At 69.1% G+C, this 22144-nt stretch carries 16 protein-coding genes; 3 read left to right on the top strand and 13 right to left on the bottom strand.

The window, feature by feature from the left end; genetic code table 11:
* Positions 1–212: 212 nt before the first annotated feature.
* Both BLS97_RS15785 and BLS97_RS23915 read right to left on the bottom strand, forming a co-directional pair.
* The gene (locus BLS97_RS15785; RefSeq protein WP_090477442.1) at positions 213–578 is read right to left on the bottom strand and encodes a DsrE family protein; all 366 of its coding nucleotides are present in this window, start codon (positions 576–578) and stop codon (positions 213–215) included.
* Between the two features lie 164 nt (positions 579–742).
* Positions 743–2311 carry an HD domain-containing phosphohydrolase gene (locus BLS97_RS23915; protein ID WP_090477440.1) on the bottom strand — a complete coding sequence of 523 codons (1569 nt, stop codon included), beginning with the start codon at positions 2309–2311 and terminating at the stop codon, positions 743–745.
* A 188-nt stretch (positions 2312–2499) separates the two neighbouring features.
* Between BLS97_RS23915 and BLS97_RS15775 the strand changes: the two genes are divergently transcribed.
* Complete coding sequence (locus BLS97_RS15775) at positions 2500–2796, top strand: hypothetical protein (RefSeq protein ID WP_157695469.1); 297 nt, start codon at positions 2500–2502, stop codon at positions 2794–2796.
* 94 nt (positions 2797–2890) lie between these two features.
* The gene (locus BLS97_RS15770) at positions 2891–3640 is read left to right on the top strand and encodes a potassium channel family protein (RefSeq protein ID WP_090477437.1); all 750 of its coding nucleotides are present in this window, start codon (positions 2891–2893) and stop codon (positions 3638–3640) included.
* Between the two features lie 61 nt (positions 3641–3701).
* Here the strand turns inward: BLS97_RS15770 and BLS97_RS15765 are convergent, their stop codons facing one another.
* The 11 genes from BLS97_RS15765 to BLS97_RS15715 form a co-directional block, all read right to left on the bottom strand.
* Positions 3702–4895 carry an FUSC family protein gene (locus BLS97_RS15765; protein ID WP_157695468.1) on the bottom strand — a complete coding sequence of 398 codons (1194 nt, stop codon included), beginning with the start codon at positions 4893–4895 and terminating at the stop codon, positions 3702–3704.
* A gap of 41 nt (positions 4896–4936) precedes the next feature.
* On the bottom strand, positions 4937–12640 hold the full coding sequence (locus BLS97_RS15760) for a LamG domain-containing protein (protein WP_090477432.1): 7704 nt from the start codon (positions 12638–12640) through the stop codon (positions 4937–4939).
* Between the two features lie 565 nt (positions 12641–13205).
* A complete protein-coding gene (locus BLS97_RS15755) occupies positions 13206–14009 on the bottom strand; it encodes a DUF6390 family protein (RefSeq protein WP_090482360.1) in 804 nt (267 codons plus the stop codon).
* Positions 14009–14947 carry a DMT family transporter gene (locus BLS97_RS15750; protein WP_090477430.1) on the bottom strand — a complete coding sequence of 313 codons (939 nt, stop codon included), beginning with the start codon at positions 14945–14947 and terminating at the stop codon, positions 14009–14011. Before BLS97_RS15750 ends, BLS97_RS15755 begins: the two co-directional genes overlap by 1 nt.
* Complete coding sequence (locus BLS97_RS15745; RefSeq protein ID WP_090477428.1) at positions 14944–15177, bottom strand: HypC/HybG/HupF family hydrogenase formation chaperone; 234 nt, start codon at positions 15175–15177, stop codon at positions 14944–14946. The genes BLS97_RS15750 and BLS97_RS15745 overlap by 4 nt, the downstream gene beginning before the upstream one ends.
* Entirely contained in the window at positions 15177–15740 is a 564-nt protein-coding gene (locus tag BLS97_RS15740; RefSeq protein ID WP_090477426.1) for a hydrogenase maturation protease, read from the bottom strand. Before BLS97_RS15740 ends, BLS97_RS15745 begins: the two co-directional genes overlap by 1 nt.
* Positions 15737–17044 carry a Ni/Fe hydrogenase subunit alpha gene (locus BLS97_RS15735; protein WP_090477424.1) on the bottom strand — a complete coding sequence of 436 codons (1308 nt, stop codon included), beginning with the start codon at positions 17042–17044 and terminating at the stop codon, positions 15737–15739. Before BLS97_RS15735 ends, BLS97_RS15740 begins: the two co-directional genes overlap by 4 nt.
* Positions 17041–17877, bottom strand: coding sequence for an NADH-quinone oxidoreductase subunit B family protein (locus tag BLS97_RS15730; RefSeq protein WP_090477423.1), 837 nt, complete (start codon positions 17875–17877; stop codon positions 17041–17043). Before BLS97_RS15730 ends, BLS97_RS15735 begins: the two co-directional genes overlap by 4 nt.
* Before the next feature lie 2 nt (positions 17878–17879).
* Positions 17880–18752 (bottom strand): FAD/NAD(P)-binding protein, encoded by an 873-nt coding sequence (locus BLS97_RS15725; protein WP_090477421.1) that lies wholly within the window; start codon positions 18750–18752, stop codon positions 17880–17882.
* Entirely contained in the window at positions 18745–19209 is a 465-nt protein-coding gene (locus BLS97_RS15720; protein WP_090477419.1) for a Crp/Fnr family transcriptional regulator, read from the bottom strand. The genes BLS97_RS15725 and BLS97_RS15720 overlap by 8 nt, the downstream gene beginning before the upstream one ends.
* Positions 19210–19216: 7 nt before the next feature.
* Positions 19217–20428, bottom strand: a complete 1212-nt coding sequence (locus tag BLS97_RS15715; RefSeq protein ID WP_090477416.1) for a 4Fe-4S dicluster domain-containing protein — start codon at positions 20426–20428, stop codon at positions 19217–19219.
* Between the two features lie 439 nt (positions 20429–20867).
* Here BLS97_RS15715 and BLS97_RS15710 point away from each other — a divergent pair, with 439 nt between their 5' ends.
* Positions 20868–22085, top strand: a complete 1218-nt coding sequence (locus BLS97_RS15710) for a S1C family serine protease (protein ID WP_157695466.1) — start codon at positions 20868–20870, stop codon at positions 22083–22085.
* Positions 22086–22144 lie beyond the last annotated feature (59 nt).

Raw genomic sequence — 22144 nt, 5'->3', positions numbered from 1 at the left:
AGCGGCACCGTGTCTTCCGTTTCGGGTCGGCTCGGCTGGACTGGCGACCTGGCGGTCGGGGTGACGCTGACCATTGACGAGTGAGCCCAGATGTTGGCCCTGTCATCCGATCCGAGTGTTTCGTCCGACCTTGACATCGGGGACTGATCCCTCCGACGGGCCAGGACGAAGCGCTCCACCCGTCGGCGTCCGCCCGTCGAGGTCGTCGGCACTCAGTAGCTGAAGGTGACGACCGGGTCGTCACCGATCCACTCCCACAGCTGGACCGTGCCCCCCAGGGCCGCGTTGCCGCTCACGGACGCCGCCTCCAGTTGCCGGGCGGTGAAACAGATCGGGCAGACCAGGAACTTGCCGCCGGCGTCGGCGTATCTCTGCATGAGCGACGGCAGCGGTGGGCACCCGTCGCAGGCGACACCGACCGGATACCCGGCCAGGGCCAGCCGCACGGCCTCCTTCGTCAGGAACATGACCGTCTCTCGTCCCGCCTCGGCCGCGCCCACCGCGACCAGCATCGCCACCGTCACCTTTTCCGGGTCCTCCATGCCGGTGGTCAGGCTCACCGCGGTCCGCGAGGTCATCGGGGTTCCTCCTTCTCGACGTCGGGTCGGGTCGCGGTCGGTCGCCAGACGGACCCTGACGATGCCGGGATGTCTTGCCGCGCCCGGATGTTCGGTTCCGGATGAGCGCCCGGCCATGCGCAGATTCTGTTCATGAATAGGTTCTACGTCCGGGACCCGGCGGCTCACATCGGTCGTTCTGCCGATGTTCCGCCGGCGTCAACGAGGCCGTGTCGGAGGGCGAACATCGCCGCCGCGCCGCGCGTCGAGACCCCGGTCTTCGTGAAGACGTGTTCGATGTGCGTCGCCACCGTCCGCGGTGTGACCGACAACCGGGCGGCGATCTGCTTGTTGGCCAATCCACGGACCAGCAACTCGAGCACCTCGGCTTCGCGAGCCGTCAGGCCGGCCACCAGTCGCGTCCGGCGGCCCACCGCATGCCCGGCGGCGGCCAGCACCGCGCGTGCCGCGGCCGCATCCAACCGGCCGGCGTCGACGTCCGCGAGCAGCGCGGCCCGACGCTGCGGAAATGGCAGTGCCGGCCTGGTCGGGCGTTCTTCGGCGAGGTCCTGATAGGCCGCCGCCGCCGCCAGGATGCGAGCCGGCACCGGGATCGCCGCGGCCCGGAGACCCCGCGGGTACCCGGTACCGTCGGATCGCTCGAACGCCATCCCGGCGATGCTCCCGATGCCGGCGAGCGTGGGCTGGCGGGAAAGGATCCGCTCGGTGAAGTACGGGACCTGCCGCACCCGTTCCTGTTCGGCCGCCGACAGCCGTCCTGGCTTGTTCCAGATCGACGTCGACACCCCGGTCGCACCCAGCCGGTGCACCAGGCCGGCTCGCCGCACCAGCGCCCGATCTGCTGCGCTGCAACTCATCTCGACTGCAGCCGCGTCGGCCAGCGCAGAGACCGCCCGTGAGTGCCCGAGATACCAGGGGGATTTGAGGTCGGCGTAGTCCGCGAAGATCTCCAGCATCTGATCGAGCTCAGCGAGCCGAACCGGCCGGTCGAGATCGGGACAGGCCTCGATCACCAGGCTCCAGGCGTCCACCTCGTGAAGGCCGCTGAAGATCCGCTCGGAGTGGGCCAGGCACGTGGCCACCAGAGCCGGATCGAACTCGCTGCCGCGGCGGCTGCGCAGCATCACCCCGGCCGCATCAGGTCCGCCGGTGGAACAGAACACCTCGGCGTCGTCGGCGATCTGCACGACCCGCATCACCGCCTCGATCTGTTCGCCGCCCGCCGTTCCGGGCACGCCCTTGCCGTCCCACCGTTCGAAGGCCTGACTCAACGCGACCTTCACCCTGGCATTCATGCCGAGCCGGTCGGCGACGTCGCCCGTGGTCTGGCAATGCGCCACGAATCCGTCGACCGCATCCCGGAACCCGCCGGTGAGGAAGCGCCCGATCGTGGTGATCCGGCGCAGCGGAGGTGCATCGGCACCGACGTGAGTCAGCATCAACCGCATCATCGGCAGCCCCACCTTGTCGACCTGATAGCTGTCGGCCCGGATCTGTCGGTCGTCCCCGAACCAACGCGACAACTCGTGGGAATCGGCAATGCAGCCGACCCAGGCCAGCAGCGACACGTAGAACGTGTCGGCCTGCGCCGCGTGGTCCAGCCCGGCCGCCTCGGCCAGCCGCATCGCGATCACCGTTTGTCGCAGGACATGCTCCTGCGGCAGGCCGAGACCCAGATCAGTCGCCAGAGACAGCGACGCGATCAACTCGGCCAAACGCGGCTCGCCCTTCATCGATCTATTCTACGGCTCTGACCTGCGGTGATGTCGGCGATCGGGCCGTGTTTCACCCCGATGCGCTTCGGCCGAACGGTGAGTGGACCTTTGATGCGTTTCGGCAATCCCCCACCCCTGGCCCGATCCGGCGCGTACGTTGTCCCGGACACGGAGCGGCCGTGTCACTCGGAACGGTGAGGTGGCTGATGGCGACTGCTCAGGTGGTATTGACCGTGGACGGAGTCGGTGCGCTGGTCGCCGCCGTGGAGGCGCAGCTCTCCGACTACCGGGTGCTTCCGGCGACGGCCGGTCGTGCGTACGAAATCGAGGGGCCCACGCTGCTCGACAACGGATGGCTGTCCGGCACGGTGATCGTGCCCATGGCCGATCGGAGTGGCGAGAACGGCATCAACGCAGTCGCCACCACGCGGATCAATTTGTCGCTCCCGCACCAATCAGTCCTCGCGCTGATCCACTCGGTGCGGCCGGCCGAGAAGAAGTAGCAGCGGCACCGGGCCACGATCGGCCGGTCTGGGTCCGGCGGTCCACGGGCCAGGTCGCGCACCGCACCGGCGAGATATCGGCCATGATCGCTGGATGAATCGACTGATGGTCTGGGAGCGACGAACCGAGTGGCCGCTGGTGGTGGCCGCGTTGATGTTCCTGCTCGGCTACGCACTGCCGATCCTGGACCCCGGCGTACCGCCGGCGCTGCGGTCGGGGTGCACGGTGATTCTGGCGGCGACGTGGCTGGTGTTCGTCGTCGACTTCCTCGGCCGGATCTGGTTCGCCGAACGCCGAGGTCACTATCTCGTCCGTCATCTACCCGACCTTCTGGTGCTGGCGGTACCGATCTTGCGGCCCCTGCGCCTGTTGCGCCTCCTGGTCCTGGTGAAGGTGCTCAACCGACAGGCCGGGAACGCTCTTCGCGGGCGGGTGGCCATCTACGTCGGCGCGGCTGCCGTCACCGTCATCTTCTGCGCGGCTCTGGCCGTGCTGGACGCCGAGCGCGGTCGTCCCGGGGCCAACATCGCCACCTTCGGAGACGCGGCCTGGTGGGCGGTCACCACCGTCATGACCGTCGGCTACGGCGATCGCTATCCCGTCACGGTGGAAGGCCGATTCGTCGCCGTGGGCCTGATGGTCGCCGGCATCGCGTTGATCGGCGTGGTCACCGCATCATTCGCGACGTGGCTGATCGACAAGGTGCGTCAGGTCGAGGCCGAGTCCCGCGCCGCGACCTCCGCCGATGTCAACGCGCTGCGGACCGAGATGACAGCGCTACGCGAGCAACTCGCCCTGCGGGCCGACGAATCGACCGGCAATGGCTCGACTCAGAAGCCCTGATTCGACCGGTTGCGCATCCGAGTTCCAGGCCCGCGGAGCGGACAGGCTTCGGACCACGCGATCACCCGGTCGGATCGGTGCTGTGTTCCAGCTGGTGCAGCAGTTGGTCCACGGCGGTCAGCACCGAACCCTGCAGCATCCACAACTCGGGGCGGCCGGTCGGGTCGACCTGCAGCGTCATGAGTTCCGACAGCACGGCCCGGGTCTCTTCAACCGCGCTGCGCGTGCGGGACATGGCCTCCTCGACGCGATCCGCCTTGTCGGTGCCGTACTGCGCGCTGATCAGGTCACCGTATGCGCGGAGTCCGTTGGCCAGGTCGTCGAACACGACCGCGAACGCCCCGGGCAGCTCGGCGCCGAAGGGCTCGGCCGCCCCGTCGCGATCCATCGGCGACGCCTGCCCGACGACGACGACCAGGGCTCGCTCCGCGGCCAGGCAGCGGTCCAGTCGGTCCAGAGCGGACGGTAGACCCGGGTAGGCCTGGTTGGTGATCAGGGCCCGAGGGTTGAGCCGCAGGCTCTCCTGAACCGCGTGCACGGCAGCGGAAGCGTCGTTGACGTCCCGGGCAATGTCCGCCGTCCAGTCGGACCACGCCCTGACCTCGTCCGGATGCGGTGGGCCGTCGCCCAGGGTGAGGGCGATCTCCTCCAGCAGGGCGGCCTGCGAGCGGGCCACGACGCGCAAGGCGTCGCTGGCCCGCTCGCTGGGGATCGAAACCGGCAACAGCAGGCTGAAGGCGATGCCGACCGCCGTACCGATCAGGGTGTTGACCACCCTGACCTCGGCCGCCACCTCCGGTGAGGAAACGGCCAAGATGAGCATGGCGCTGATCGGCGCCTCCAGGGACTGCTCCCCCAGCCGCAGTACCTTGGCCAGCACCAGCGAGGCCGAGATCACGGCGGCCAGACTCCACCACGACAGACCGAACCAGGTGGCCATGCCCACCGCCACCAGCACTCCGGTGAGGACGGCACCGACCCGGACCAGTCCCATTCGCAGCGTTCCGACCGTCGAGGCCTGCACCACCAGCAGGGCGGTGAGCGGGGCGGTGAGATCGAGGATCCCGGGGGACACCGCGGTGGCCACCAGGTAGGCGATGACGGCCGCCGCGGTGAGCCGGCCGATTTGCGCGGCCCCGGGGCGCACCCGCGCCGGAATGTCGGACCAGGACGTCGGGAACGACGGCCAGACCCGCCAGGCCAGCCGGTGCCACCGCGACTGCGCCCGGCGGAGCCGTTCGTGCGGCACGGTCATCCGCTCCTCGGTAGACGCCCGGCCGACCCCGCGGGCCGACGTCACATCCCGGCGGACGCCCCGACGAGCTGCGGCGCGTCACTCACGCCGTAGTAGAGCACCAGGAACGCCAGGATGTCGTCGATGTGCGGCAACAGATCCGGTAGGTACGTCGTGACCGCGTGGCGTGCGGCCGCGACGAAATCACCGTAGCTGGCGGTACGCCCCCGGACGAAGGGCTCGAGGGTGCGAATCAGCTCGTAGTTGCTGCTGATGTTCAGGGCGGCCAACGCCTGGTCCAACGGCTGGGCCGTGCTGTCCACGGCCGCCAGCACCCGACTGACGTATGTCACCCGGTGCAGCACCCGCCACGCCGGGGGCCGCTTGCCGTCCTGTCGGGCCTGCCGCAGTGCCACGGCGGCCGGATCGCTGCTCTGGTTCAGCCAGATCGGGTCGACCACCTGATTGAAGAAGGCGTCGTAGTTGTCCGAGCGAGGCGAGAGGTAGAAGGTGAGCCACCGGTACGCGTCCACCTTTCCGGGCACCTTCACGTGCCGTCCGGTGCCGTCGACCATCGTGATGTCCTGTTCACCGGTGGCGACGACGTCGACCTCGAACGACTTCTGCGCATCCATCGCCTTGCTCACCGACAGATCCAGGTGGCCGCCGAACATCGCGGAGAGCTCGAAGTTGATCGCCACGCCGAAGATCGAGACGTCGGCGCTGACGGTCCCACCGGCCATGCCCTGGAAATGGTATGCGCCACCAACGGTCTCGCTGTAGGTGTCCAGGGTGGACACCGTCTCGGAGAACTGACCGCCGTCGGCCGTCCAGACGTAGGTGTTGACCAGATCCCGCTGCACCGCCGTCACCATGTCCGGCAGTTGGCCTCCGGACAACTGGTTGGGATCGACGCTGTGCTGGGCGTAGAGGGTGGACAACCGCTGTTCCTGCTGTTGGATCTGCGTCTTCAGTCCGTACGCCTCGATCGGCTTGTAGTAGCTCAGGTCCGTGCTCGGGCCGACACCGGCCGGGTAGTAGTCCGGGTCGACTTCCCCGCCCACCTTGCCGTCCAGCACTCCCTGCTTGATGTACCGCGGATCGATGGGGAAAGTGATGATGTTGTAGTCCTTCGGGATATCCGGATTCGGCTGCATCTGGTAAGCGACCAGAGCGCCCGTGTGGGCCAGACGCAACGCGAAGACGTCGGCGGTCTGTGACTGCACCAGGGCGAACCCGTTGTTGTTCGGCACGAACCGGGGCCCGACCGACTCGTGGGCGGCCTTGGTCTCCTTGCTGCCGGTCAGCTGCAGGCTGCTGATCCGGGTGGCCGTGGTGCCCTGCCCACTGCTGGTGTCGTTGAGCCAGGACAGGGACGTCTCGAAATTCGCCTTGGCCGAGAAGGTCACACCGCCCTCGACCGCGGAGGCCAGTTCGATCTCGCCGACGCCGATGCCCAGCGGGGCTTCGAGTTCCAGCAGGCCGACGAATGTCTGCGCCTCGGCGCCGGACCCGGCGCTCAATTCGAACGTGGCATTGAAGCCGGAATCCCGGGTGGAGGCGTAGGTGTAATTGGTCGTGGTGGCCTCGGTCAGGGCGACTGAACTGACACCGGTGTAACTGTCGGCGACGGTGAGATTCTCGCTCGGCACGGGCGGAGCGCCTTCCAAATAGCCGATCAGCTGCGGATCGAATTGGGCCTGACCGACCCATTGGGTGGTCAGGTCACCGACCTTGAAACCGGTGACCAGGCGCCAATTCCCGGCCGAGTCGACGAATGCGTAACTGCGCTTGAGGGCCCCGGTGGTCGCGCCGGCCGCCGTGCTTTCCAGCGTGGCATATTCGGCGGCCGCCGGCGCGCTGTCGATCACCCCGTTGAACTTCGTGCGCAACCCGAGCACGGCATTGCGGGCCAATGGGGTGTCCTCACCGATCGGGGCGGTCGACAGCACCCAGCCGCCCCCGGTGACCAGCAGGTCGTTGCCGCGTAGTCCGTTGTCGGCCACCATCGCTCCGGCGCCGAACGGGTAGTAGGCGACCAGATCGGCGTATTCACCGGTCAGGCGACCGAACAGGTTGTCCTGCAACTCTTCCGACGTACGAGTGGTGCGCCAGACCCGGACCTCTTCCAGCTGCCCCTTGAAGAACTCAACCGGTGTCGGATTGCCCAGCGCACCCAGGGTGAACTGCGGCGTGGACGCGGTCAGGGATGCGGGATTCAGGGCCGTGGTGGCCACCGGTGCCCCGTCCAGGTACACCGACAGGGTCGATCCGCGGCCGTCGGGGGTGTGCACCCAGGACACCGAACCGTGCAGCGTGGCGTCCCGATGCCCCTTGCGGTCGGATGCGACGTTGCCGAGTCCGTCCTGCATGCGCCACCACGCCACCAGGCCGACCTCGGTCCCGGTGATCGTCGCGCCGATCACCGAGGCCTCCCGGGCGGCACTCCACAGCCGGACCTCCGACAACGCGCCGCGCAGTCCCATCGTGACCGAGCCGGGCCCGAAGCAGCGCCCGATGACGGTGGTGCCCTGGCTGGAGCCGACGTCCGGCCCGTCGTACCGAGTGGCCGCGCCGACCTGCGTTCCGTCCGCGTAGAACGTGACGTCGTCCCACGCCGACACCACCGCGCTGCCGCCCTTGGCTCCGGCGCCCGAGGTGTCGACCAGGACGTTGTGCTTGCGGGTCACTGCGATGCGGCGGAACACGCCGGGCGACAGCAACCCGGCCGAGGAGTTGAACTGGTGCACGCCGTGGTTCTTGTCCTCGAAGGCGAAGACGAGCGCGCCGTCCCGGCCCACCCAGAGCGCGTACGGCACGTTGTCCGGTGTGCCGTCGTCCAGCACCCCGCGGGTGATCAGGCCGTGCGGGGCCGAGAGGTCGTCGATCCGCACGCCCACCTCGATGGTCAGGTCTCGAGCCAGGTTGAGCGAGGTCGAGTCGCCGGCATCGAGGTAACCCCCGGCCGCGACCTGCACCCCGTAGAACTGCTCGAAGGTCGCGGCGACGTGATTCCATGCGGCGCCCGTCAGCCACGGAATCGTCTCGGCCCCCTGGTCGCCGACGGTAGCGATCGCCGAGTACACCGGGTTCGGCCCGGGATAGGCCACGCCGAGTCCGTTGACCGTGCCGTCATGCCGTCCGGGGGTCGCATCGCGCATTGCCTGGCCGTCGTATCGCCAGGCGCCGACCAAGGACGGTTCCGTCCCGACCGCCGGCTTGTGCATCAACGCGGCCACGTCGGCCTGGGCCAGGCCGGTGTTGTAGAGGCGGACCTCGTCGATATCCCCGGAGAAGTTGCGATCACCGGACAGCGAACCACCGATGGTCCACCCACCGCCCACGGGAATGGCGCCGGTCGGGTTCGGGGTGGAGCCGAGCAACGTGCCGTTGCGGTACAGGTGCCATGCCGTGCCGTCGTGCACACCAGCCAGATGTACCCACTGGTTCAGGTCGCCGGAGGGGATCTGAACCGTCACCGCGGCATCACTCGCGCCGGCGTTGTAGTTGCCGACCTGGTAGCTGCCGTTGGACAGGCGCAGGAACACCTCGGCCGGGGGGTTGAAGGTGTAACCGTGGGCGACGATGTCGCGCAGACCGTCGGCCGCGACCGGCCGGATCCAGGCCGAGATGGTGATCGGTCCGGCGATCTGCAGGGCGGGGACGTTCGGCAGCGCGACCTGGTGCCCGGCGCCGCCGTCGAAGTGCAGCGCGGTACCGCGCTGCCGCAGCGCCAGACCGTAGGAGGAGGCGTCGGAATGGTGCACCAGTACCCGGTTCACGCCAGGGCCGGTCGGATTGACCCAGGCTTCCATGGACACGTCACCGGTGATGTCGAAGCCCGCCAGCCGGGCCAGCGCGGGCGGTGAGGTCACCTGGACCGGTGAACCGACCGCTGTCACGGCCACTGGCGATGCGTCATGGTCGACCAGCGCACCGGCGTCCATGTACAGGTACGCGGCGAGCCCGGACTCGGTACCGGTGAGCCGGTGGTTCATGCCGTCGGTGATCTCCTGCGGACCCAGCGGGCGGTTCCAGATCCGCACCTCGTCGACGTCGCCGGCGAAGAAGCGGTCGGTGCCGGCCGCCGACGTGCCGACGGCCCAGGTGGACGGCGTCGCGACCGCCCCGACCTGGTCGTCCGCGGATGCCAGCAGCAGGCCGTTGCGGTACAGGTGCCAGGCGCTGCCGTCGTACACGCCGGTCAGATGGACCCAACTGCCGATGTCCGCGGCCGGCACCGGTACGAAGGCGAAATGGTCGGTGCCGTCCCAGGACCCGATCTGATAGTTGCCGTTGAGGATGCGCAGGTACACCTCGGCCGGCGGATCGAGTGTGTAGCCGCGGGCCACGATGTTGTGGAAACCGGTGGAGGTGGCCGCCGCCGGGCGGACCCAGGCCTGCAGGCTGATCGTGCCGGTGATATCCAGGTCGGTGTGTTCGGCCAGTCGGAAGCCGGAGGAACCGTTCAGGTGCGCGGCCGTGCCGGCCAGCACACCGGCCCGGGTGCTCGTGCCGTTGAAGTCCACGGTGGTACCGGGCGGGGCGGCGAACCACTGGCAGGACGGGGTGCTGCCCAGGGATTGCGCGGTGCCGAGTTCCACCGCGCCGTCGGCGCCCCGGGCGTCGACCCCGACCAGGACGGAGCCCTTCCGCAGGTCCGCTCCGGCCCGGGTGGAGGTGGCCGCCGAGTAGTCGTAGACGAGCCGGTGGACGGGGGTGGCCCCCGGAACCGCCAGGATCAGCGGTTCGATGGACACCGACGTCGCGCCACGTCCGACCGCGGCGGTGGTGGTCAGCAGCCAGCTGCCCGCCTGCAGCAACGATCCGGACGCGACAGGCAGCGAGAGCGGCGCCTCGAACTCCACCGTGTCGACCTTGCCGTTGGTCGCGACCAGCGTGCCCAGGAACACCGGCTGGGTGGTGCCGCCGAGGATCGAGGACAGCACAGAGGCGTCGCGGGGCACCCGGGCCCACGTTTCGGTGACCCCGACCGGGCCCGGCAGCGTGACCGTCAGGGTGCAGGTGGCGTCGTCGTCGCCGGCGCTGACCTCGACGGTCAGGTTGTCCAGCTCGCCGGCGGTGGTCCGGGCGACGAAGGTGACGTCGCCGGCGGCGGCCGGTTGGTGCAGCATGGCCCGGCCGGTGAACGTGTCGTAGTAGGCCAGCAGGAACTCCTCCGCCTGGTCGCGGAAGTACAGGCTCACCCGTCCCAGAGCCCCGTCGAACAGCACCGGTGAACCCGCGGCCGGCGCGAAGCCCAGCACGGCACCCGTGCAGGTCAGTCCCGCCGGGTCCACGTGCAGCAACGGCATGGGCAGCGCCGTGTCACCGTTGAGCAGGTGTTGCAGGGTGGCCAGGTTGGCCTGGGCGGCCGCGAGTTGCGCCTGGTCGTCGGTGATGCCGGCAGCGGCCGCCGAGATCTGCTGCGGCAGCGACTGGCTGAACCCGACCAGGGCGTTGCGGTCGGTCTGGATCTCGGTCTCGGTCTGCTGGATGAAGGGCTGCAGGAGCTGCGCGAAGCCGGAATTGTTCAAGTCCTGCAACCGGGACTGCGCGAAGAGGTAACCCTCGATCGTGCCGGCCACCTCCGGGAACTGGGCCGGCACGGGACCGGCGGAGGTTCCCGCGAGGGTGGCGGTCACCGCGGCGAGCGCGTCCTGCGCGGCTGCGAGCAGCGCCCGGTCGTCCGCCAGCTTGCTGGTGAGACCGGCCACGTCGGACTGGGCGCTGAACACCTTGGACAGCACGTCCGCACCGGTCCCCGAGCCGCCGCCGGGCACGTCCAGCTCGGTCAGGTCCAGTTCACCGGGCAGCTGGGCCAGGGTGCCGTCCAGACCGACCCCGAAGTCGAGGGCGAGCACCGTGCCCGGCGTACCGGCGTCGGCGGAGCTGACCGCGGCCAGCATCACCCGGGCGGCCTGCTTGAGCCGAGCGGCCGGTTGGCCGGCGTATCCGCTGACCGCTGTCTCCTGCTGGTAGTACAGGGTGGCGCCGAGCCCGCCGGTCATCATGCGACCGGACAGGCGCAACGCGGACCGGGACAGTCCGGGAGCGCGCGCGATCGGAGCATCGGAGGTCACCCAGCCGGGTCCGTCCAGCAGGCCCTTGGCGGAGGAGGCGGCGTCCCAGACCGCCGAACCCACCCCTTCGTCGAACCGCCAGTAGCTGGCCAGGCCGGCCTCCAGGCCGGTCAGAGTCGTCCGACGCCCGGCGGCGATGTCCTGCGCCGGCAGCGCGACCGACCAGATCCGGATGTCGTCCACCAATCCGGCGTAGCCGGCCGTCGGTGCGCCGACCGCGGCGATGGGGGTGGTGCAAGGGATCGCGCCGCCGAAGCTGCTGACCGGGTATTGAAGCACTCCGTTCACGTAGACCTGCAACAGCGACTTGGCGTAGGTGACGGCCACGTGGTTCCAGACGCCGGCTGCGAGGATGGGCGGGGTGGTGACGTCGTGCCAGGCCTTGCCGTCACCGAACCCGATACGCAGCGTCTGCGGGTCGGGAAGCCAGATGGACGGCCCAGCCGTCTTCTGGTCGCCGGCACAGGTCAGCAATGCGCGTTCGCCGGTAGCGGCCGGGTCCGGGGACAGCCACGCCTCCACAGTGAACTCGGTTCCGGTGGCGTTCACCCCGTCCAGCGTGACGACCCCCGAACCGTCGGTCGGGAAGGACAGCGCCGTCCCACTGGCGCCGCCGTCGGGGATCCTGGCCACCAGGGCCTTCCCGCAGACCACCGTCGGATCCGCTACCGAGGGCCGGGGACAGGTACCCGGCGTCACCGCAAACAGGTCGCTGTGGTCGGTGCAGGTCAGTGGCTGCCGCCCCAGGGTGTCGAAGAGTCCGTCATCGGTCCGCTCGATGCTGTAGGACCAGATGACCTGGCCGGCGGTGTCGCAGGTGAACAGCTGCCAGCGCCATATCTCGGCGACCTGCGTCGGCACCAGCACCGCGGAGAAGCTGCCCCGGCCGACGGCCGGCACGAACCGCAGGTTCTGGGTCGGCTCGACGAACGGCACCTTGTTCAGGTCGGCAGCACCCAGGCTGTCGGTGCTACCCGCCGGGCGGGTCCGGCTGCGGCTCCGCTGGTAGCGGACCTCGAGCTTCGGTTCCAGTACGGTCCCGACCAGGACGAACCGGTCGACCAGCAGGGTGCCGGCCACGACGGGGACCCGCCGGGCGTTCGCATCCAGCACGGCCGCGCCGGCAGCGTCGGTGACGTAGACCATGGCCTGGTGATCGGCCACCACATCCTTCGCCTGCGCAATCGCCGCCGGACCGGCCTTCGGGTCGAGCAGGGTCAGCTGCGCGGCGTTCAGGCCATCGGGGGTCGGATCAGTGATGGCCTGACGGAACACGTAGACGTAGCGGCCGTCGGATACCACCTGGAATGGGGCAGCGGCGGAGAACCGCGCCGTGGTCGAGAGGTATGGATCCAGTTCGTCGGCGCGGACCGACTGGCCGGCCGGTACGGCGGTGGTGCTGCCTTTGCGGACGGCCGGCAGCCGGTATTGATCGGCCACCCCGATTCCGACGCTGGCGATCTCGTTGGCGAAGGCCAAGGGCTGAGGATTGGGTGACCAGTGGTCGGCGTCGACCATGCTCATCGAGCCGGCCGGGCTGAAATCCAGAACCGAGTAGTGGATCTGGCGGCTCGCGTCCATCGCGAAGGCGAGGACGACACCATTGTGGCGGACCATCGTCGGGTATCTGTACTGCCGGTCGGCGTAGGTTTTGACGATCAGGTCGGAGGTGGTGGCGCTCATGAGGGGTTTCCTGTCTGTTCATGGCGGGATTCGGGTCCGGAACGCTGCGACGAACGGAATGCTCAAGGATCAATCGGCTCGGGACCGTCTCGACCGCGCGCGTTCACATCGGTCGAGCCCAAATGGGGCGGTGCCAGACAGATCGGGACCGGCGAAGAGTAAAGCGCAGGTCCAACGTCCTCACTTGCCGAGATCAACTGCCCTGATTGGATGATCCGGGTCACCGGATCAGCGGTCGCCATTGTGTTGGCTACCCACAATGGCTCATCGATTCGCAAGAGAGCTCCCAGGAACGGAATGGTCCGGCATCGACCATCGGCGTCGACAATGAAGGCTCTCAGGGCATCCGAGTGCTCGCAAGTGCTGCAGGACGCCACAATTGATCCCGACCGCATCCAGCCGGACGAAAGTGCGCTGGAGGGATTTCAACCTCAGGAAATCCTCTGAAAGTGCGTCGGGGCCGACGGCCGCGAAACCCCCATTTGTCACTGTGTCCGTCCGGCGCCGGCCGAGCGCGCGCGCAGCGCCCCGGCCGACCGCACCAAGTCTGTGCGGGCTCGGCGGTCTACGCGAGCACCACGGCCGGCGCAGGGAACGGCTGCGCGTTCACCACCTCGAGTTGGCTCAGCGTGTAGTGCCGGAGTGCGCTCAGCCGCCGAAGGTCGAGCCGGTCGCAGATCCAGTCCCAGTGCAGCGAACACCAGTCCCCGGGACGAAGCCGGCCGCTGAGACCGCGCCCGGCCAGGGACAACATCGCTGATTCCTCCCGCCGCGCCGCCAGTTCGAGCCGGCGACCGTCCCAGGTGAGCGGCCGGGACATCACCCGGGCCTGGGCACCATCGATGATCTCGACGACCTGCCCCCACCGAATCCGGCAGCGGTCCAGGACCCGCAGCGGTTCGTCGACCCGGCCGCCACGCAGCAGACCGAGCCACGGGTAGACGCCGAACACGTGAAAGCTGTGATGCGGCAAGGCTCCTGCAGGCACCGCGTTGACCAGCCGGTCGAACGCCCGGCGACCCACCCGGCCGCGGAACCGATCGTCCAGCGACCGACCCAACGCCATCGGCCCGACCCGTTCCAGCAACCCGTTGCCGACCCAGTACGCCTGCACCACCCGAGCATCGAGCGGATCGGAGATCTCGGCCGCCCCGGCGATGAGTTCCAGATAGGGCCACGCGCCCTCGAAACCTCGGACCAGGCTGCGCAGGGCGCCGTCGTCGGCGTTCGCCGCCACCTGCTCGAGCAGCTGGTCGTGGGCGTCCGGACCGCAGTAGCCCAGCTCGTTGGGCGGATAGGCGTAACGCCCGAACAGCACCGCCCCACCGGGTGTCCCGGTTCCGCCGCCGATCGTCGCCGCGTCCGTCATCACCCCGGCCACCCTGCGGCCGGGACTTCCTGGGGCCCGCGACGCCAGGCCAGGAACCAGACCAACGCGCCGCCGGCCGCGACGACCAGCAGCCAGCCGAGCTGCGGTCCCAGCGGGGCGCGGTGGACCACCGCGTTCAGGGCGGCAGTGATCAGTGCGGCCAGTACCAGCACGGCGGTCACGTCCACCGCCTTGGCCCGGGCCAACGCGGCGAACCAGGTGGCGACGTAGCCGGCCAGGATCACGCCGGTGAGCAGCACCCAGCCCCACTGGGAGGTATCCATGGTCAGCAGCACCCGACCGGACCCGGTGGCCAGCACCCAGCCGATGAGAACCACCGAGCCGAAACCCATCCGGGCCAGTCCGATCGTCCAGGACGTCAGCGATCCGAGAAGCCGTTTGGCCACCACCACCTCCACCGCCCACAGCAGGGTGGCCGCGAGGATCATCAGCTCACCCGAGGACATGGACGCGGTGAAACCACCGGACAGCCCGGCCTGGCCGACCAGCAGCAATCCGATGGCGATCCAGTGCCAGACCTGCAGCCGCTCCTTGAGCACGGCGGCGGCCAGCACCGCCACCCACAGCACCAGGGTCTTGTTCAGAAAGGCGGCCTGGTTGGACGATGCCCGCGCGAGACCCTCGAAGAACAACACGAACGGCACGCTGCCGCCGATCACCCCGACGGCCAGCAGCCTCCACCACTGGCGGGGCCCACGCGGCCGGTCCACCGTCACCCCACGCCCCCGGCCGCCGACCGCGACGCCGCACAACACCGCGGCGGCGACCGCGTTCTTGGCCGTCGTGTAGACGGTGGCGTTGCCGATCGCCTTGACGCCGTAGGCGTTCAGGAAGATGGCGATGCCGCTGATCACGGCGGTCACCAGGGCCAGCATCAACCCCGCACGTCTGGTCCGGGGCAGCAGCGTTCTTCTCATCGGGGTCTCTCCGGGATCGTCGGTGATGTGGCCCGCAGCGCGGCGGCCTCACGGGCTTCCTCCGGGGTCAGCCGGGCCAGGGCGAATCCCGAGTGGGTGAGCACCCAGTCCCCGGGGGTCAGCCGGTCCGCCAGGGTGAGCAGGCTGACCGTCCGAATGCGGTCGCCGCTGGACACGACGGCGGTGGAAGGGCCCACCTCGGTCACTTGCGCGAGTTCACCCAGACACATCAGGGATCGACCCCCCGGGTCACCCGGATCGGAGAGCCACCCGACCCGTGAGAATGTCGGGAACCCGTCGCACCGGCCTGCACCAGGATCCCGCAGGCCGTCTCGACCGCGGGGCCGACGGCCGCACTCACCGCGGGCGAGAGCGGCTCGCCGTAACCCAGCTGCGCGGCCTCGATCCCGATGAGCACCAGTCGCCGGGGCAGCCGGTGCAGGGCCCGGGACAGTTCGACCGCCGCAGCCAGGCCGAACGCATGGGTTCCGCCGCGTCCGGTACCGCTCCACACGCCGTCCGGCAATCGCGGGTCGTCGGCGCCGGATTCCAGGACGATCAACGTGCCCGGGATGCCGTTGGAACAGACCGCGTCCACCACGACGGTCGTCTCCCGGTCCGTCCACAGATCGATCAGCGAGGTCGGGTCGACCCGCTCGAGCACCTGGACGCCGGGAAGCCGGAGTGCCGCGACGTCCAGGGCGACGACGGGACCGACCCCGTCATCGCCGCGATCGGGGCGACCCAGCCCGACGAGCAACGCCGGAGGCAGACCGATCGGTGAGGCGGTCATGAGCGTGTCACGGTCAGGTCCAGGAAGTGCGTTGCGCACGAGATGCACGGGTCGTAGTTGCGGATGGCGTGCTCGCAGCGATGGGACAGGGCGTGGTCGTCCAGCTCGGACCAGGAGTGCACCATCGTGGCCAGGTCGGCTTCGATGCTCGGCTGGTTCTGCGACGTCGGCGGAACGATCTGGGCGTCGGTGATGATCCCGGCCGCGTCGAGGACATATCGGTGGAACAACACACCGCGTGGTGCCTCGCTGGCACCGAACCCCTCCCCGGCCTGCGCCGGCACCGGTACGGACGGGGCGATGCCGTCCCGCCAGCCGTCGATGATCCGGATCGCCTCGTCGAGGGCGTAGACCAGTTCGATCGCGCGCACGATGATCGACCGGAACGGATTGCGGCAGGCGGTGCCCAATCCGGCCTCGCGGGCGATGCCCTGCGCGAGCGGCGACAACCGGTCGAAGTTCAGCGTGTACCGGGCGAGCGGGCCGACCACGTAGGGGGACTCACCGTCCAGCGTGGCGTGCAACGCATTCGACCACGGAACGTGCTGTTCCTGAATGTGCTGGGTGAATTCGCGGACTCCGAACGCTTTGCCCGCCGTGGTGACCACCCTGCCCGATTCGATCGGATAGCCGACCTCGGGCCGGAGCGAGAGATACTCGTAGGGTTGTTCCATCTCCGGGAAGTCGAAACCTGAGACCAGCCGCACGGTTTCGACCGCGTCGTCGCGGGCCCGTTCCAGCACCGGTCGGATGCCTCGCAGTTCCAGCCGGGTCGGCATCTTGTAGAAGCCGCCGATCCGGACGTTGATCGGATGCACCGAGCGGCCGCCGACCAGGTTCATGAGGTCGTTGCCCGCCCGCTTCAACCGCAGCCCGCGCTCGACCACCGTCGGGTGGTCCGCGGCCATCTCGATCGCTCCGTCGTAGCCGAGGAAGTCCGGGGCATGCAGCAGGAAGATGTGCAGCGCATGGCTTTCGATCCACTCGCCGCAGTACAGCAGCCGCCGCATCGATCGGATGGCCTCGGGAACCGTGACCCCGCAGACGTCCTCGATCGCGGCGCAGGCGCTCATCTGATACGCGACCGGGCAGATCCCACAGATGCGCGCCGTGATGTCAGGTGGTTCGGTCCAGGCCCGGCCGCGCAGGAACGCCTCGTAGAAGCGGGGCGGCTCGTAGATCCGCAGTTCGACCTTGGTCGCCCGGCCGCCGGTGTACTCGATGTGCAGGGCCCCCTCGCCCTCCACGCGCGACAGCGTGCCGACGTGCATCACCTGGCCGCCGTCGGTCAGCTTGTGACTCATGACGCCCCCTCCCCCGACTCGGCAGTCGTTGGTGTGGAGAGCGTTTCGTGGCGTTCGGACTCGCGCCGGAAAGGCTCGGCGGCCGCGTTGAAGGTGCGGTAGATGCGCATCACGTCGCCCTCCCGCATGCCCAGCGAGAGCAGCCGGCCGGCCAGGGAGGAGGTGTTCGGGGTGTCCTGCGGACCGAAACAGCCGTAGCAACCGCGGTCGAAAGCCGGACAGAGGGCGCCGCAACCGGCGTGGGTGACCGGCCCCAGGCACGGCGTTCCGTGCGCCACCGTGACGCACACCGTCCCCCGCCGTTTGCATTCGACACACACGCTGTAGGCCGGGATCCGGGGCTTGCGGCCCTGGATCGCGGCGGCCAGGACCTCCAGGAGTTGATGTTTGTCGATCGGGCAACCCCGCAGTTCGAAGTCGACGCGGACGTGCGCCGAGATCGGTGTCGAGCGGGACAGGGTCGCGAGATACTCCGGATGGGCATAGACGATCGACCGGAACTCGGCGACATCCCCGAAGTTGCGCAGCGCCTGGATGCCGCCGGCCGTGGCACAGGCCCCGATGGTGATCACTTGCCGGGACATCTCCCGGATGCGCTGGATCCGGGAGATGTCCTCCGGCGTGGTTACCGAACCCTCGACGAGCGAGACGTCGTACGGACCTTCGACGACGGCGCGGGTCGCCTCCGGGAAATAGGCGATCTGCACCTGGCTGGCCAGCGGAATGAGTTCGTCCTCGCAATTGAGCAGGGTCAGCTGGCAGCCGTCGCACGAGGCGAACTTCCAGACCGCGAGCTTCGGTCTGGTCCGGGTGCGGTCGGCCGCGAGCGTCATCTTTACAACTCCGCACGGAAGATCAAGGGCGCCAGCCGGTCGTAACCGAGCACCGGACCGTCGACGCACAGGAACAGCTCACGGAGCTGGCAGTGCCCGCACAGCCCGACTCCGCATTTCATGTTCCGTTCCATCGACAGCCGCAGCCGCGCCGGGGGCACACCGCGGTCGGACAGGGCCTGGGCCGCGTACCGCATCATCACTTCCGGGCCGCAGACCAGGGCCAGCGTCCGGGCGCCGTCGAATCCGGCGCGGGTGATCAGGTGGGTGACCAGGCCGACCCGCCCGCGCCACGCGTACTGCCCGTTGTCGACGGTCACCTCGACGTCGATGCCGTCCCGCTCGGTCCAGGCCCGGAGGTCGTCGGCGAACAGGATGTCCTCCGGGGTGCGGGCGCCGTACAGCAATACCACCCGGTCGTAGGATGCCCGGTCGGCGACCACCTCCAGGATGGCCGGGCGGAGCGGGGCCAGCCCGATGCCGCCGGCCACGAACACGACGTCCCCGCCCCGGGCCGCCCCGACGTCCCATCCGGAACCGAACGGCCCGCGCACGCCCAGCACCGTCCCCGGCTCGGCGGCGACCAGCGCTGCGGTGACGGACCCGACGTTGCGGATGGTGTGTTCGAGCCGATCCGATCGGCTGGGGTCGCCGCTGATCGAGATCGGGGCCTCGCCGATCCCGAAGGCGTGCAGCATGGTGAACTGGCCCGGGTGCCAGGGCAAGGGAACACCATCGGCCGGCTCGAGTTCCAAGGTGCAGGTGTCGGTCGTGTCCCGCCGATTCCGGCGCACCCGAAATGGGCGTGGCACCATGGGATCCGGCCGTCCCGACGTGGTGGTGCCGCCCGGTTCGAGCGCGGTGACGCTAGCCATGGCGGCCTCCGCCGTACATGTCGATCAGCCGGACCCGAGCGGACTGCAGCCGTTGATTCATCAGCCGGACGAAGCGCGTCATCAGGTCGTGGCCCAGGCGCGGGTCGTCCTGGCAGTGGGCCCGGAGGCACGCCGCATCCAGGGCCACGGCAGTCACGTCGGTGATGGCGCGACCGTCGAACGTCCACCGGTACGGGGGCACCACCCACGACCACCCGGTGACTTCTCCGTCCTCGACGGTGTCCAGCACGATCGCGCCGCCGGGCGTGCGACTCTCGATGGCGACCCGGCCGTGCCGCAGGAGGTAGAAGTGGGACGCCGGCGCTCCCTCGCGGAAGAGGAACTCGTCGGCGCGCCGGTGGACGGCCACGGCGCAACCCGCCAGCAGTTCCGTGGCCGCGGGGTCCAACCCGGCCAGGAAAGGGTGGTCGGGCAGATAGCGCGCAACGGTCTGCATGAGCGGCTCAGAACGGACGGTCGGGTTGCGGCGTCGCCCCGCGGAGCGCGGCGGCCTCGGCGGTGATGTCGATGGCGGCGGGGCACCATGTGACGCAGCGGCCGCAGCCGACACACCCGGACGTCCCGAACTGGTCGATCCAGGAGCCGAGCTTGTGCGTCATCCATTGCCGGTACCGGGATTTCGTCGAGGCCCGGACCGTTCCGCCGTGGATGTAGGAGAAGTCGGCGTCGAAGCAGGAGTCCCAGAAGCGATGACGTTCGGCGTCGTCGCCGGTCAGGTCCCCGATGTCCTCCACCGTGGTGCAGAAGCAAGTGGGGCAGACCATCGTGCAATTGCCGCAGGCGAGGCACCGGGAGGCGACGTCATCCCAGCGAGGGCTCTCCACGCTCGCGTACAGCAGTTCCTTGATCCCGTCGGTGTCCAGCGTGCGGCCCATGCGGCCGGCCGCCGACTGCGCCACCTCGTCCGCGGCGGCGAGATCGTCGGGCGGGGCCGGCGAAGCGGAGATCTCGGTCAGTACCTCGGCGCCCCGTGCTGAACCGACCTCGACGACGAAGCGGTGGCCACCTCCGTCCAGCAGTTCGGTCAGCGAGAGATCGAACCGGGCGTCGGGGCCGTTCTCCGGACGCGGGCCGGTGCCCATCGAGACACAGAAACAGGTGCCACCGGGATCGGTGCAACTGACCGAGACGATGAAGGCGTCGTCCCGGCGGGCGACGTAGTGGGCGTCGGCGCGTACCCGGCCGCCGAGCACCCGGTCGTGGATGGCGATCGCGTGCAGGTCGCAGGACCGGACGCCCAGGAGCGCCACCGGGCCGGCGCCGTCCGGTGCTGCGCCGCCTTCGACGTCTGACTCGACCGTGACCTCCCCGTGGGCGCGGCGCCCTCGCCACAGCAACTCGTCGGTCGGGAAGAAGACCGGCTTCGCCGATTGCGCGCCCGAGGCGAACCCGAAGTAGGCGTCGTCGTCCCGGTGACGCAGCCGATAGTGCGCGGCGTCCTGGTCATCACCCCAACCCCGGGGCAGGTCGTCGATGGTCCGGATCGGGGCGTTCACGATCGCACCGCCGCTGATCGTGGGCCCGATCACCGTGTACCCGCGCCCGGCGAGCACATCGATCAGCGCCTGCAGGCCGGCCGTGTCCAGCTGTCGTGGGGAGACCGATGCCGCTACGGGCAGCGTGTCGGCCCGCCCGCCGCCGGGCTCGTCCGCCATGAAGACCCTCCTGTCCTGACCCTCCGGTCAATGGTGGACAGTCCCGTCGGCTCACGTAAGGGACCAAAGTCACGAAATGGGGCGATAATCCACAGTCACGTCAGGTGGTGTCGTCGGAGCGGATAGGCACCTTCGGCTTCGCCCCGATCACGTCGATCAAGGAGGGGCCGTGTACTGCACTCGATGTGGCGTGTTGGTCGGTGACCAGGGGATGTTCTGTGGGCATTGCGGCGCGCGGCTGTCGGCGGGGGCGACCGCGCAAACGTCATACGGCGCGTCGACGACACGAGGTACGGAACCGACGGCAATTGGGTCGGCCAAGCGGCGGCTGGGTCGAGGGACTCTCATCAGTGCGATCATCATCGCGGTTGCTGCGGCCTCAGCTGCGGTCTTCCTGCTTGTCCAAAGGCCTGGGCCAGTCACCGGCGGCGCCTCTGCGATGACCCGATCAGCCGCCTCGACAGCAGCTGCCGACGGCTCGGTGGGCACCGCACATGACAGCCCACCGGCGGTCCGCCCCGTATCGCCCAGCACCGGTCAGTCCGGCACGCCGATCAAGACCGCAACGACGCTGGTGTCGACGAGTGCGACCTCGGTCGAGACGACCCGGAGTCCATCGGCGGACTTTGCCGCGATTTACGCAAAGCAACAGTCCGGTGTCGTTCGTATCGAAACGGTCAGCTGCTCGTCCTCAGGCATCGGCACGGGGTTTCTTCTTTCTGCGACTCTGGTCGCCACCGTCGACCATGTCGTGACGCAATCGGCCGTCGTCAGCCTGATCACCGCTGCCGGCCGCACGACCGGCACCGTGATCGGCACCGACCCCACGCGAGATCTGGCCTTGATACGGGCCGACCAACCTCTCACCGGGTACCACTTTCACTTCGCCAGAACAACTCCCGGCGTCGGTGACCCGGTCGCTGCCATCGGGTTTCCCATCGGGGACCCGATCACCCTGACCCACGGTGACATCAGTGGGCTCGATCGCACCATCACCGTTGACGGCACGACCCGCATGGGGCTGATCGAGACTGACACCCCCATCAATCCCGGCAACAGTGGCGGCCCCCTGATCGCCGCCGACGGATCCGTGGTGGGACTGGTGGACGCCCTCCGCACGGACGCGAACGGAATCGGCTATGCGGTGCCGGCCAGCCAGGCCAGCGTTGCCGATGCCCAGTGGGCGTCGGCTCCTGTTCCGCAACCACCTGCGGATTGCCAGAACCCGCTTGGGCCGTCTCAGCAACAGCAGGCAGTGAGTCCCACGACGGGGGCCGACTCGGCACCGGACCCCAGGCTGGCCGGGATAATCCAGAGCCTCAATACCTACTTCGAAGGTATTGACAGCGGGGATTACGCCGCCGCCTACAGCGTTCAGGCCCCGGATCAGCAATCCAGTGCGGGAGTTGTCGGGTTTGCAGCGGGCCTGCGCACCAGTTACGACTCCAACATCGTCATCCTGGGTGCCAGGGCAGTCGACGCCACCACCGTCGACGTGGACCTATCCTTCAACAGCCTGCAGACGCCGGCCAACGGACCAGATGGGGACAGCTGCGACAACTGGACGCTGACTTTCGTCATGATTCAAACCGGTGACGGCCGCTGGCTGATGGACGGCGCCGGCCCTTACCACGGCCGAACCCACACCCCCTGCTGAGCTGGCTCCTTCCTGCTGGCTCGCGCCGGGTTGAGCCTGGTGACGTGTCAGAGCCGGCG

Source organism: Nakamurella panacisegetis, assembly GCF_900104535.1.
Classification (GTDB): Bacteria; Actinomycetota; Actinomycetes; order Mycobacteriales; family Nakamurellaceae; genus Nakamurella; species Nakamurella panacisegetis.
The sequence above is the reverse complement of the archived record's forward strand: the minus strand, read 5'-3'. Positions and strand labels throughout refer to the sequence as shown.

Excerpts from the sequence above, each read along its gene's own strand:
- BLS97_RS15745 (WP_090477428.1), bottom strand. The coding sequence starts at position 15,177 with ATGTGTCTGGGTGAACTCGCGCAAGTGACCGAGGTGGGCCCTTCCACC.
- BLS97_RS15740 (WP_090477426.1), bottom strand. The coding sequence starts at position 15,740 with ATGACCGCCTCACCGATCGGTCTGCCTCCGGCGTTGCTCGTCGGGCTG.
- BLS97_RS15750 (WP_090477430.1), bottom strand. The coding sequence starts at position 14,947 with ATGAGAAGAACGCTGCTGCCCCGGACCAGACGTGCGGGGTTGATGCTG.
- BLS97_RS15715 (WP_090477416.1), bottom strand. The coding sequence starts at position 20,428 with ATGGCGGACGAGCCCGGCGGCGGGCGGGCCGACACGCTGCCCGTAGCG.
- BLS97_RS15775 (WP_157695469.1), top strand. The coding sequence starts at position 2,500 with ATGGCGACTGCTCAGGTGGTATTGACCGTGGACGGAGTCGGTGCGCTG.
- BLS97_RS15725 (WP_090477421.1), bottom strand. The coding sequence starts at position 18,752 with ATGGCTAGCGTCACCGCGCTCGAACCGGGCGGCACCACCACGTCGGGA.
- BLS97_RS15765 (WP_157695468.1), bottom strand. The coding sequence starts at position 4,895 with ATGACCGTGCCGCACGAACGGCTCCGCCGGGCGCAGTCGCGGTGGCAC.
- BLS97_RS15735 (WP_090477424.1), bottom strand. The coding sequence starts at position 17,044 with ATGAGTCACAAGCTGACCGACGGCGGCCAGGTGATGCACGTCGGCACG.
- BLS97_RS15760 (WP_090477432.1), bottom strand. The coding sequence starts at position 12,640 with ATGAGCGCCACCACCTCCGACCTGATCGTCAAAACCTACGCCGACCGG.
- BLS97_RS15720 (WP_090477419.1), bottom strand. The coding sequence starts at position 19,209 with ATGCAGACCGTTGCGCGCTATCTGCCCGACCACCCTTTCCTGGCCGGG.
- BLS97_RS15755 (WP_090482360.1), bottom strand. The coding sequence starts at position 14,009 with ATGACGGACGCGGCGACGATCGGCGGCGGAACCGGGACACCCGGTGGG.
- BLS97_RS15770 (WP_090477437.1), top strand. The coding sequence starts at position 2,891 with ATGAATCGACTGATGGTCTGGGAGCGACGAACCGAGTGGCCGCTGGTG.
- BLS97_RS15785 (WP_090477442.1), bottom strand. The coding sequence starts at position 578 with ATGACCTCGCGGACCGCGGTGAGCCTGACCACCGGCATGGAGGACCCG.
- BLS97_RS15710 (WP_157695466.1), top strand. The coding sequence starts at position 20,868 with ATGACCCGATCAGCCGCCTCGACAGCAGCTGCCGACGGCTCGGTGGGC.
- BLS97_RS23915 (WP_090477440.1), bottom strand. The coding sequence starts at position 2,311 with ATGAAGGGCGAGCCGCGTTTGGCCGAGTTGATCGCGTCGCTGTCTCTG.
- BLS97_RS15730 (WP_090477423.1), bottom strand. The coding sequence starts at position 17,877 with ATGACGCTCGCGGCCGACCGCACCCGGACCAGACCGAAGCTCGCGGTC.